Annotated in this window: 12 protein-coding genes; 3 read left to right on the top strand and 9 right to left on the bottom strand. The window is 36.1% G+C overall.

The genetic code is table 11. The annotated features are described in order from the left end of the window. Positions 1–341: 341 nt before the first annotated feature. The gene (locus IR022_RS02730; protein ID WP_194202505.1) at positions 342–887 is read left to right on the top strand and encodes a nucleotide exchange factor GrpE; all 546 of its coding nucleotides are present in this window, start codon (positions 342–344) and stop codon (positions 885–887) included. A gap of 52 nt (positions 888–939) precedes the next feature. Then, positions 940–2,085 (top strand): molecular chaperone DnaJ, encoded by a 1,146-nt coding sequence (dnaJ, locus tag IR022_RS02725; protein ID WP_050710880.1) that lies wholly within the window; start codon positions 940–942, stop codon positions 2,083–2,085. A gap of 136 nt (positions 2,086–2,221) precedes the next feature. Here the strand turns inward: dnaJ and IR022_RS02720 are convergent, their stop codons facing one another. From IR022_RS02720 to IR022_RS02680, 9 genes are all read right to left on the bottom strand, one after another. After that, complete coding sequence (locus tag IR022_RS02720) at positions 2,222–2,878, bottom strand: hypothetical protein (RefSeq protein ID WP_194202504.1); 657 nt, start codon at positions 2,876–2,878, stop codon at positions 2,222–2,224. 31 nt (positions 2,879–2,909) lie between these two features. Continuing rightward, a complete protein-coding gene (locus tag IR022_RS02715) occupies positions 2,910–4,478 on the bottom strand; it encodes a hypothetical protein (protein ID WP_194202503.1) in 1,569 nt (522 codons plus the stop codon). A 6-nt stretch (positions 4,479–4,484) separates the two neighbouring features. After that, on the bottom strand, positions 4,485–5,126 hold the full coding sequence (locus IR022_RS02710; RefSeq protein ID WP_194202502.1) for a hypothetical protein: 642 nt from the start codon (positions 5,124–5,126) through the stop codon (positions 4,485–4,487). A gap of 684 nt (positions 5,127–5,810) precedes the next feature. Continuing rightward, positions 5,811–6,524 carry a hypothetical protein gene (locus IR022_RS02705; protein WP_050708539.1) on the bottom strand — a complete coding sequence of 238 codons (714 nt, stop codon included), beginning with the start codon at positions 6,522–6,524 and terminating at the stop codon, positions 5,811–5,813. A 5-nt stretch (positions 6,525–6,529) separates the two neighbouring features. Next, positions 6,530–7,285, bottom strand: a complete 756-nt coding sequence (locus IR022_RS02700) for a hypothetical protein (protein ID WP_157258082.1) — start codon at positions 7,283–7,285, stop codon at positions 6,530–6,532. A 7-nt stretch (positions 7,286–7,292) separates the two neighbouring features. Beyond that, on the bottom strand, positions 7,293–8,048 hold the full coding sequence (locus IR022_RS02695) for a hypothetical protein (protein ID WP_194202501.1): 756 nt from the start codon (positions 8,046–8,048) through the stop codon (positions 7,293–7,295). A 406-nt stretch (positions 8,049–8,454) separates the two neighbouring features. Next, positions 8,455–10,179: a helix-turn-helix domain-containing protein gene (locus tag IR022_RS02690; protein WP_194202500.1), complete on the bottom strand. Its 1,725-nt coding sequence runs from the start codon at positions 10,177–10,179 to the stop codon at positions 8,455–8,457. A gap of 286 nt (positions 10,180–10,465) precedes the next feature. Beyond that, positions 10,466–11,278, bottom strand: coding sequence for a 4-(cytidine 5'-diphospho)-2-C-methyl-D-erythritol kinase (gene ispE / locus IR022_RS02685; protein WP_194202499.1), 813 nt, complete (start codon positions 11,276–11,278; stop codon positions 10,466–10,468). Positions 11,279–11,295: 17 nt separating this feature from the next. Beyond that, positions 11,296–12,192, bottom strand: coding sequence for a diaminopimelate dehydrogenase (locus IR022_RS02680; protein ID WP_050708544.1), 897 nt, complete (start codon positions 12,190–12,192; stop codon positions 11,296–11,298). 174 nt (positions 12,193–12,366) lie between these two features. Between IR022_RS02680 and IR022_RS02675 the strand changes: the two genes are divergently transcribed. Next, on the top strand, positions 12,367–13,017 hold the full coding sequence (locus IR022_RS02675) for an HAD family hydrolase (protein WP_050708545.1): 651 nt from the start codon (positions 12,367–12,369) through the stop codon (positions 13,015–13,017). Positions 13,018–13,036: the final 19 nt, after the last annotated feature.

Raw genomic sequence — 13,036 nt, 5'->3', positions numbered from 1 at the left:
TAAATTAAGTAATATAAAATAGTTATTGTTTATTATTTAAATAATATAGATCAGCCTTCGAATGTTATAAGAAACAAGTCAAAGCCTATCTCTATAAATTAAACAATACAAGATCCAAAACCTTCAATAACCTAAAAAACTCTCACTGTTGAAAGCACACAAAGATAACAACTTTGTACGTGTCATAGAAAGCCCGTAAACTTTAAATTTCGCTAAATTTTATATCTTTGGCAAAGATTTTGTAAGAGTATATACAGAATGAAATAAAAGACCGAATTTGTTTATAAGCAAATACGCGTCTTAAATATGTATATAACAGTAGATAGAAAGTAATATAAGATATGAAGGATACTAATAGAAACGAAGAATTTGAGTCACAAGAGAATGATTTGAATATCGAAAATGTGACAAATGATCAGATTAATGACGTAAACGAAAACGAAGATAGTGCCAATCTGGCGGACGACTTAGAGAAAAAGTTTGCAGATCTGAACGATTCGTATTTACGTTTACATGCAGAGTTTGACAATTATCGCAGACGAACCATGAAAGAAAAAGCTGATTTATTGAAAACCGGTAATGAGAAAGCCATCTTAGGTGTACTGTCAATTGTGGATGACTTCGAAAGAGCCTTGCCTAATATCCCAGAAGATGCTAAAGAAGGAGTAGAGCTTATTTATAGCAAATTCCAAAACTTTTTAGCTCAAAACGGAGTAAAGGAAATAGACTCGTTGGGCGAGATTTTCGACACCGATAAGCACGAAGCCATTACAACGATTCCGGCTCAAAGCGAAGATCAAAAAGACAAAATAATAGACTGTATACAAAAAGGATACACACTGAACGACAAGGTGATCCGTTTCCCAAAAGTAATTGTTGCTAAATAAGGCTACAGACCTTATTACTACACGTAATACTATTAGGTAGAAAACTAAAAAAATGGCGAAGAAAAGAGATTATTACGAAGTATTAGAAATTTCCAAGACTGCGACAATAACGGAAATAAAAAAAGCGTATAAAAAGAAAGCGATTCAATATCACCCCGACAAGAATCCGGGGAATGCTGAAGCCGAAGATAAATTTAAAGAAGCAGCCGAAGCTTATGAGATATTGAGCGATGAGCAAAAACGTGCCAAATACGACAGATATGGACACGAAGCTCCCGGCGGTTTTGGAGGTCATGCAGGTGGAGGATTCTCTATGGATGACATCTTCTCGCAATTCGGCGATATCTTCGGAGGTCATTTTGGTGGTGGCTTTGGAGGAGGATTCGGCGGTGGCGGCGGAAGACGCGTCAACAGAGGTTCTGACCTACGTGTAAAAGTAAAACTTACGCTTAAGGAAATAGCAACAGGCGTAGAGAAAAAAATAAAAGTAAAGAAATACGTTGCTTGTCAACATTGTAATGGAAACGGGTCTGAAAACGGAACCGCTTACACTACTTGTTCTACTTGTAACGGATCGGGAACACAAACCCGCATAGTAAACACTATGTTGGGGCAAATGCAAACCCAAACCACTTGTTCTTCTTGTAACGGTGAAGGTAAGAATATCACTAAAAAATGTCCTCACTGTTCAGGAGAAGGCATTATAAGAGAAGAGGAAGTAATAACTATCAACATTCCAGCAGGAGTTGCCGAAGGTATGCAACTATCGATGAGCGGAAAAGGTAATGCTGCCCGCCATGGAGGCGTGAACGGTGATTTACTTATTGTTGTTGAAGAAGAACCACATCCCGAACTTCTGCGTGACGAAAACGATGTAGTTTATAATTTACTACTCAGCGTTTCAACAGCAGCTTTAGGAGGTAATATAGAAATACCAACTATTGACGGAAAAGTGAAGGTGAAAATTGATCCGGGAACTCAACCCGGAAAAGTACTTCGCTTAAAGAACAAAGGTTTGCCTAGCGTTCACCGTTATGGAACGGGTGATTTACTAATAAACATAAGCGTATATATACCCGAAAAGTTAGATGATGCTGAAAAGAATATTCTTTCAGGATTAGAGAATTCACCCAATTTTCAACCTAACAAATCGGTTAAAGAAAAAATATTCAGCCATTTCAGACGCATGTTTGATTAAATAACTGAATAATTTTTATTTCATAAGAAAGGGAGCATCTTTAAATAGATGCTCCCTTTCCATATCTATAAGTGTCCAGATCTTCTTTATGGGTAATAATTAGAACTTATCTTACCACAACTTCTAATCTAAGGCTCTATTTTGTAATCAATACCACATTAACAAAAGCAGCCAGTCCTGGTACTATACTTAATACGTCATAATTGACAACTCCCTGTGACGAAATACTATTGATTTTAATAATATCTGTATCATAATAGGTTATAACATAGTCAAACTGATTTGCAGCATATCTGGCTGCAGGCAGTTGCGGTAACATAGAATTAGCAGTATTATACAGGATATTTCCTGACTGATTAAATTGTTTACTCAAAACATTGGTGTACAAATCGAAAGTTTTTCCACTACCTACCGTTGTTAATGGGAGTATAAAGGATGGTAAATAAAAATATAAACCTGCACGGTCTATATTTTGCCATATAGCTCCATCAAAAAAGTAATATCCGGCTTTGGTCACTTTTGTCGTTTTAGTTGTAACAATTCCGTCAATAGTACTTATATATACCATAGCATTGGTCTGATCGGCTCCATACCAAGCATCTTTAACAATAAGCTGTGCTCGGGTAAGAACAGGAGCAATAATGCCGTCAGCAATGTTGGCATCCATCGATTTGGCTGTAACATCAAGCGTAGATTTAGGAGCAATGGTTACAATACCCACCTGTGCCTGTATAGCTATACTACAAAATAGAGAGATAGAGAAGAAAAGTGTTATCAATAATATATTTTTCATTTTTTCTTTTAAGTCTAAGTTAAAATTTAATTCATTTATTAATCCCTCTGATGTGTTTGTTTACTTTAATGGCACAAGTAGATACTTTTATAGATGATGTTTCAACAAGCTCCACACCTCCGCTGGCATTGTATGCAGTAATAGTTATAGTGTATGTTCCGGGCTTTTTGTATTTATAAGAAAGTGTAGTTGCACCCAGCACCGGAGTATTGATGGTTTGCATTGAATTAAGTCCCCCATCTCCAAAACTAACAACTATTTTAGTTACCACATTAAATCCCATACCGTTTTGTATAGTTAGAATATAATCTCTAATATATTCAGCACAAACTTCGGAAGTGGTATTGGTAGTAATATCCATCTTAAACCAAGGTGCTGCAAATGAAGGCAAACCAAAGTTAACAACACCTGTTCCCAACACATTAGTCAATTTATACACACTGGCTGTTGTCGGAGTATCGGGTGTAGGTATAATAAATAAGCTTTTAGTTGCAATATTTGATATATACATCCTATTGTCGGGTCCTATCTGTATGCCCGAAAACAAATCATTATTACCGTTCGAGATATAAGGTCCTAAGCTAAAAATTTTTATAGGATTGACTGTATTGGGATTACTTGCCGCCAACAAGCTATTTAAATCGTAAACTTCAATACTTGAATTATATGTTCCCGTTGCAGCAATGGCTCCTGGACTATATGTAAGATACAGATATCTTCCGTTAGGGGAAAACTCTACACCATATCCATAACTTGGAGCAGCCGGTCCTCCTCCTGTACGTGATTTCAAATTACTGAGGATTCCGGTAGCGGGATCGAAGTCTCCATAAACAAAGAGTCTCTCATTAAAACAGTGCCAAACAAAATGCTTACCATCCTGCGTAAACTTTATATATCCGCTCGCTGTAGTCTGAACTGTAGTTCGAGCCACTGAAGCTACACTATGCCGGGCTGTTTGAATTCCTCCTGCATCTGTTATTTTCCAGACATTAAAAAATGTGGTCGTTCCTCTGCCTACTGCTACTACCCAAAAATCTTTTTTATTGGAGTTTCTCACAGCTGTAACGCTTTCTCCTAATGTCCCCGATTGTCCCGTAAAGAGTTTATTCTTGTTGGCGGTTTCTACAGCACCCAAGCCTCCGGCGAGAGTCATATCAACGATTGAATAAGAAAGGTTGTTAGCCGCATTATTCCCTAAGGTCAACGCAATATAACGAGTCAGGCTATTGGGATAAGGTAGGATAATCCCGGACTGAGCAGAGGACGGATCCCCTGTCAATCCACTACCATTTTGCATTACAACTTTATTTCTATTCCAGATAGTCATCCCATCCGAGAAAAATAATAAATTCCCATTCACATCCGACAAAGAGAAACAACCTTCGAAAGTGGTCATTAAAGAGCCAGTAACCACTGTTGGTATACCCGTCAATGTCGTATTAGCCGCACCAAACATACCGGTACCTGTAAAACTTCGTGTAACATTCCATGTCAGTCCAGCATTATTACCAAAGAACCAGTTATTCTGCTCTTTTTGTGCGGACAGACTACAGATGATAGATAAAAGCAGAAGAGTTACGAATATTTTTCTAATTAACATATTCTATTATTTTTTTACAAGAACAATATTGATAAATGACTGATCGCCGGGATTTGTATTGATTACATTGTAATTTAAAACCCCCGCCGCCGATATACTATTGATGGTGATTACAGTGGCGTCATAATAGGTAACCACAAAATCCACTTGATTAGCAGCAAGTATTTCAGGAATCTGAGTTAACAAACTGTTACTGCTTACCCATGTGGTATTGCCCGCTTTTGTAAATTGTTTTTTATACACCTGGTTATATAAATCGTATGTCTGACCGGTTGCTACAGCAGTCATTGGCAGATTAAAAGAAGGCAAATAAAGTATTTGAGGAGTGTAATCAAAAGGTTGCCATATACTACCATCAAAGTAGTGATAACCAACCATAGTCACTTTAAGAGTTTTAGCAGATACCGTACCATCAATAGTGGTTATGTAGATAAAAGCCCCCCTTTGGTCTGCTCCATACTGAGCATCTTTGGCTATTAGCTGTGCCCGAGTTAATGAAGGAGCTATAATTCCTTCTGCACTGCCAGCACCTGTATTCGAAGCATTAACATGTAGCGTCGCTTTAGGGCTATCGACGTTTATGCCCACTTGTGCTTGTGCTGCACTAATACACGCTATAGATGCTAGTAATAGAATGTTTTTTTTCATTGTTATCTTATATTTAGAATTAATTAGTGTTTTAAGAATAAAAGAAAACAGCAGAGTGTAATCACTACACTCTACTGTTGGGCATAGTTGTGCCATAGGTAAGAACTTGGTTTGTATAGACTTTGAACGACAACAAAAAAACAAACAACCTATACAAAGTGCTTTACCGATACAACTATCATTATATTTATGGGGGAAATATAGAAACGCAAGACTATACGCGTCAACGAGACGTATCAATAAAAAAAGACGGAGAACCCCGTCTGATTTTTTTTCATAAATAACGTATTCGCTAGTTAGCTCTCTCTCTCTCTCTCTCTCTCTCTCTCTCTCTCTCTCTCTCTCTCTCTAATATTTCGACACACATATCCAAACCTAAATAGTTAAAATTTAGATCATTATAAACAAATATGTTTGTTAATTTATTAGCCATTTAAAGGATAATGAGTTATTTTACAAGGGCGAAGATAATTACATTTTATTGATTTAAAAAGTAAACGTAATGAAAAGAGAAAAAAATAGCAGCCTGTAATCACTACAAGCTACTACCATGAATACAATTACCGAGGACTCATATATGGACAATTTTTAATGACAACAAGAGATAATCCATACAATGAACCTCATCGGTAAAACTGTAATTAATTTATTGAGAGGGGAGAATATTTATAAACCAATGAAGCACTACATCATAAAAAACTTGATTGTACATCTGGTATGTGCAGAAGTAGCCGTAGTCCAACTAGCGGTCTGAGGTCTTACTCCAATCTCTAAATAATCTCCTCTTTTACACCCTGAAACCAGCAAAACTGTACTGAACGAAAAATAAGTATTGGCTGTATAAATCGGTTCATAAAACTCCTGAGAATCTACTTCTACCCCATTCTTATAAGCAAATAAAAATCCATTTGTGGTCTTATTATTCAACGCACTGGGTTTTGCCCACCAACGGATAAAAATAAGATAATTTCCAGCGGAGGTAACCTTATATTGAGTATTAGAAGACAATTTGAGTTTGGTTATAACTCCCTGAGGATAAGTCGTAGCCGTGGTGAGATAAACAACCTCTCCTCCACTACCGGGCATAGCACCCCATGAAGCATTTCCTGCTGCATCTGACAATAGTACTCTATCAACTTTCTCCGTACCATCAACAATACGTAAAGCCGTACTCCCCGAAGGCACACTAAGATGCAATTTTGCTGTTGGAGACACTGTACCCAACCCCATATAACCATTTGCATTCACAATAACATCGTCGGTTGTAACGGTTGGAGTATTTGATTTGGGATCGATGTGAAAAACTCCACTAGGTTGACTTATATTAATACCGACCTGAGCATTCGAGCCAAAACAAATTAATACTATAAATATCTTTATGATTATAAATTGTTTCATTGATCTCAAATTTTAAAAATTAAAATGCTTGGATTATAATTTCGATCTGTACCATTCATTCCTACATTCCAATTATAACTAAGATTGACAGGAGTAGCAGGTGTAAGGTAAATTTTTATCCATCTGTTATTTTGACTTAACTGAACCCTCAAAGTTGTAGTAAATGTAAATACAGCATTTGCTACAGGGTATTTGATATAATATTCAATATTATCGCGACCTATATCTCCTGACGAGCCATTTACGTTATCAACCCCCTCTGTTACATGAACATAAGCACTAATAACCGGGTTAGTAACATTAGCCCTTCCCCACCAACGTAAAACTACAACGTACGTTCCAGCTAAAGGAACTTGAGTAGAAAAAAAGAGATGACGAACAGTGTTTCTATAACTCTTACTACCAGTAGTATAAAATGCTTTAGCCCACGAGTTGGGTGGAGCCAACCATGCTATATTTCCACTGGCATCTTTGCTACCCAACACTTTACCTACCCCCTCGTTACCATCCGAAAAATGTAAAGCAGGAAAATCTGTTTGAGTTGCTTCTATATGCAGTTTAGTTGTGGGCGAAATTGTGCCTACACCAACATTACCATTATTATCGACAACTACATCATCCGATACATTGGTTGAACCAGATGTGTTGCCTTTAGCATCAATATGAAACAGCTTTTGAGGAGCCTCAGTATTAATTCCTATTTGTGCCGACAATTTACAGCCTAAGCACATAATTATTGCTAAAAATAAATATTTTCTCATTTGTTAATTATATTCTATAAACAACTATACTAGGCTGCCAATTACTATTTGAAGGGTCGGGATTGTCTCCTACAAGCCAAGAGCCTCCAACGCTAACCCGTATATAAACTTTCAGATAAGCTTCTGTTGTTACTTTTGCAGAAAGAGGTAATGCGAAACAAAATGTCTCGAGAGCAGCATCCATATAAATATACTTTTCATATACATCTTTCTGATTTGTCTGATCCGCAGTCCAGTTATTACTTGCATTAGCCGATGTTGACAAGGCAAACATAGCAGCCGTCGATCTGTTACCATTCACACCAGAACTCTTACCCCACCATCGTATAACTACCTGATAAAATCCTGGAGTTGAAACTGGTATTGCCCGCACGAGTGTATATGTTGACCCATAAGTAGCCTTGAGATTGGTAAGATTATAAGTTACTCCCATTGTAGAAGGCATGCTTACCCACGAAGCGTTACCCGAATTATCGGATACCAATACTTTATTAGCTGCCTGCTTACCATCTTCAATTCTCATTAAAGATGCCGTTCCATCTTTTACTATGTCTACTTTTGCTTTAGGTAACAATGTTCCTATGCCTATGTTGCCCGAAGCATCTATAACCACATCGTCGGACGAATTGGTTGTGCCGGATGTATTACCCTTAGCATCTATATGCAAAAGAGTATTAGCATATGCACTCTGAGTATTGATACCAACTTGTGCTTGTAGAAAGTGCACAATCAGTATAAACAAAATTGAAAAATAGATTCTCATAATCCAATAAGATATAGTAGTGAATACAAACGACTATCTTATTCTGCTAATAGAAAGACATTAATTCCCCAAAACCTTTCTAAAACATTAGCTAGTCCATTGTTAGTGTATACAAACAAAATATTTTGTTGTCGGCACAAAACTACATCAAGAATAAAAAGCAAAAGTCTCAGAGGTGCAGAACCGAGTATCAATATGGCAAAAAGGGCATCCCACACACGCAAACACCTCATAGTGAATAATTAAGACACACTAAAAAAAGAAGGAAATTTGAAAATAAATTCAAATCGCCTTCTTTCTTTTAACAAATAAACAAGAGGTAAAATTAAGCTTTCCTAAGCCAAGCCATAATAAGTAAGTGATTCTAAATATCGAAAGCCGATCGTAAAAAGCTATCCCTCAATACTTATTTTCCCTGAATTGCAATTTCTCGCATTTCTTTAGGAGTTAAATCATATTTTTGCTTAAATAGACGATAAAACATACTCTTGCTATTAAAGCCAGAAGTAGTATAAACCTCGTCAATAGGCTGATCTATATTATAGCATAAAAGACGGCGAGCATATTCGAGTCGCATTTCATTGATATACTCCATAAAGGTCATTCCCGTATTCTCCTGAATTGTTTGCGTCAAATACTGTCTGTTAGTACCCAGTTCCAGAGCAAGCGATTCTCTTGATATATCGGGATCTAGGAAAGCTTCAGTAGTAAGTAAATGAGATGCTGCTTTTTCGAACAGAGCTTGTTCCGACTCATTCTCCTGCGCTTCTTCCGATAAAGGAGCATCTCCTTTACTTACTTTATGTGTATATTTATCTAAGTCTCTATATCGGGAAAATATTAGTTCATTCTTTTTCTTAAGTTTTTTCGTATTTCGTACTTTTATATAAAGTAGTAATATCAATAGAATACAAATTACCGATAAGAATATAATGATTACCTCTGTATATTTAGCGTTCAATTCATTTTCTCGTGCCTGCATTTCAATTTCGAATGTATTTCTCAAGCGATCAAGTTGTCGCGAAGTACTCGTCGATTTTATAGAATCAGAGTATTGCATAAGTTCATTCTGCAATGCAAAAGCATTTTTATAATCACCTTTAACAAAAACTATTTCCGATTTTAACTCTTGTGCAGCAAGATAATCAATGTAAGGCAAATCCGTAAAAGATAAAGAATCAAGACACTGAAGAGCAGCATCGTACTGATGTTTCTTGAAATAATACTTGGATAATAAAAATTCAAAAATAAAGTTGGAATCAGGCATCAATTTGAAGTTCGGATTCTCCTCTACAAAGGAAATTATTTCTTTTATTAGCGGCTCAGCTTCGTCAATTCTATCTAATTCAAGTAAATTATCTGCCCTCAAGATATTAACATCACAAAGCTTTCCTCCTTTTATTGTCGCAGTAACGATTTCTTTTTCGAGATTAGCAGTAAAAGTGTCACAATAAGACAAAGACAATTCATACTTTTTTGCCTGATTCGCCGCTACCGCCTGCATATAAATCACATAATTATATTCAGGCACAACTTCCACCTCCTGCTGAATAGGCAATCTGTAGTAAGCCTCTAATGCATCCTTATATACTTTGAGAGCATCTTCGGCTTTATTTGAATATAAATAAACATTACCTAATGATGTATATATGGCACCTTTCATATAATCATCATCACTGATGACAACATCCTTCAATAATGATGAAATCGCATCTAATGCCAATTCGTAGCTATTATCGGCCAGCAACATATCTATTTTTGCAGACTCTATAAGTATAATCCCTCTCTTGTATCCTGCCTTCTGGTAGTATATCTTTGCCTCTTCCAAAGCATATAATATACTATCTTGTTTCCCATTTAGTAGATAAGTATTCGCTAAATAATAATAAGCAGTACCTACATACCGATCATTACCTAGTTTTAAAGCTTCGTCCTTCAACTGATGAATATAAGTAAGTCCTTTATCTGTTTTAGCATTCCATATACAAGCTTGTTTCAACGCTTCTAATTTTCGTATATCATCGTCATTTTTATTACAAGAAGTACATAATACCAGTATAATAATCCCAATTAGGCAAGTAAATATTTTCGCACCCAATTTTATCTGGTTTAATCTAAAGTAGTTTAACATATCAAAGTTGTCTAAAAAGAAAATGTCTAAAATACATTCTTATGTATATCGAAGGTGCCAAAGGTAGAATAAAAAACAAGATCAAAAAAAAAGAATAAATTTATTTATTAACTATTAAATCTTTTTAGACGCAACAAAAGAATATCTAAATAGTCTAAAAAAATAAAAATAAATACCATTTCAGGATAACTGTAAATAAATATCGAATAAATACATCACAGATGGAATCAAAAAGATAGGGGAAGTCAAAATAAATGACCTCCCCTATTTTTATTTATAACGAAACTTACTCTTGTTCCCAGACAAAGCAGTCTGCAAAATGATGTTTCAGATCCGTTTTTTTATTAAAAATAGCATATACCGACGATCCCGATCCCGACATCGAAGCATACACAGCTCCTAAAGCATACAATTTCAACTTGATTTGTTCTATTGCAGGATGTTTTGTAAAAATGCTTTTCTCAAAATCATTAACCATCAGATTTTTCCATTCCGATACAGGTTGTTTTATAATTTCTTTCAAAGAAATTTCTGGTTGAGAAGGATTTACCAATGCAAAAGCATCCTTAGTCGATACATTTATATCTGGCTTAATGAGCATTAGGTAATAACCATCTAAAGACAATTCAACCGGCTCGAGCACCTCTCCTATCCCACTTGCAAATGATGGACGATTGGAGATAAAAAATGAACAGTCGGCTCCTAGTTGAGCAGCCATAGCTTCTAACTGACCATTTGTAGCATCGAGCGAAAATTTCTTATTTAACAATTTCAGCATAAAAGCAGCATCGGAAGAGCCTCCTCCGATTCCTGCAGCGAAAGGAATTTTTTTCAATAAATGGACATCCAAAAAAGGAATATTATAATGAGTCCTCATCAATTTTAAGGCTTTCATTACTAAATTCGTTTCGAGCGATGTCCCCGTTTTGATTCCTGATTCGATAAAAGAATCCTTATCTTGTCGCTCAGATACAATAATTTCAAGAGCATCTTTTATCATTATCGGATAAAAAACTGTCTCCAGATTGTGATATCCATCGTCTCGCTTCGAAACAATGTTTAAACCCAAATTAATCTTTGCGTTCGGAAAACAAATCATAGTTTTTTAAGTATATTTTATACAAGTTTCTTTATTAGAGATTCTCTCTCACCGTAAATATAGTCAATAATTGGGACTTCGATCATAGTATATGCACCCGGAGCTTGTTTTAATGAAGCACGAGCCGAAGCAACCAATACTTGTGCAGTTAGAGCAGGATTGTTTATTTTCATATTGAAATCTAACAACTGATTCTGAGAATCGCCCGAAACCCCTTTGCGTACCATATTTACACCATGTCCCATATCTTTAAGGCTATCTACACAATCAACCTGAGTAACATGTGTTTCGTCATGTGCAAAATAGTCATCAGCTTTAATAGCTGCTGCTACATCTGCAAATTTATAACCCTCTTCAACCTCTATGTACACCATACGGCGATGAATGCTTGTTCCTAAAGGAATAGTCATAGACAAAGCAGCCTTTACACCTTTAATGGCTTTTACTGCCACTGTATGTCCCATACTCATACCCGGACCGAAGTTGGTATAAGTAATACCTTTGGGTGCCATAAATTCGAACATAGAACGAACCATCGAGTCTGTACCCGGATCCCATCCTGCCGAAATAATAGATACTGCTTTGTATTCCTTAGCAGTTGCATCTAAACTACGACGAAGGTCTACAATACCACCATGAATATCATAGCTATCTACTGTATTAATACCCAAAGCCAAACATTCTTTAGCATAGCTCTCAACACTTCTGGTTGGTGTAGCAAGTATGGCAACATCTACTTTGCCCAACTCTTTTACACTTGCTACAACCTTATAAGCTTTCAGTTCAGCAGGAACATCGTTAGGATTACGACGTACAATACCCGCCACTTCAAAATCTGGAGAACTCAAAATAGCGTCCAGTACATATTTACCAATGTTTCCGTATCCTACAATAGCTGCTTTTATTTTACTCATATGTTATTTATTTTTATTAATTAGATTCGTATTTAAGGGATATAAGAATACACATATCTATCGCCATACAAAAATATACAAAATTAATGAATTCCTTTTCTCCTTTTTCCTTTGTTAACAAGAGATTCTATAAAAAAAAATTACCTATATTCGTAGTTTATAAAAATTGTAAGAATGAAATTAAATATACCAAATTTTCCTGTATCTGAGATTGATAGTATCATATTCGACTTTGGAGGAGTGATCATGGACATAAACATTGGGCGCACAATAGCTGCTTTTAGCAACCTGCGCATCGAAGGCTTAGAGTCTGATGACATTATTTCTGCCCATAAGAAATTTTTACTCGATCTCGAATTAGGACTTATAAGCCCATCACAATTTATTGATGCCATTCATACGGATTACCCCGACGCAAAAAACGTATCAGAGAAGCAAATATGGGATGCATGGAACGCTTTACTTCAACCTTACTTACCCGAACGAATTGCTCTACTCGAAAACATCAAAAAGAATTATCGCACTTACTTGCTCAGCAATACAAATTTTCCACACAGAGTCAAATTTAAAGCAATGTACAGACAACAATTTGGAGAAAACTTTGATGATCTTTTTATCAAGTGTTTCTACTCAGATGAAATGCATCTTAGAAAACCCGATCATGAGATATATAGACAGATGATGGCAGACATTCGCCAGAATCCTAAAAATACCCTTTTTATTGACGATAATGAACTTAACATAACCGAAGCTCGAGCATTCGGACTACAAGCATACCATTTAACGGGAGGCGAAAGAATAACCGATTTATTTATTGCCGATTAAGGTTTATTGAAAAAAATAG

Source organism: Dysgonomonas sp. GY617 (genome assembly GCF_015233815.1).
GTDB lineage: Bacteria > Bacteroidota > Bacteroidia > Bacteroidales > Dysgonomonadaceae > Dysgonomonas_A.
Note: the sequence above shows the minus strand (reverse complement) of the source record. Positions and strands in the feature narration are given on the sequence as shown.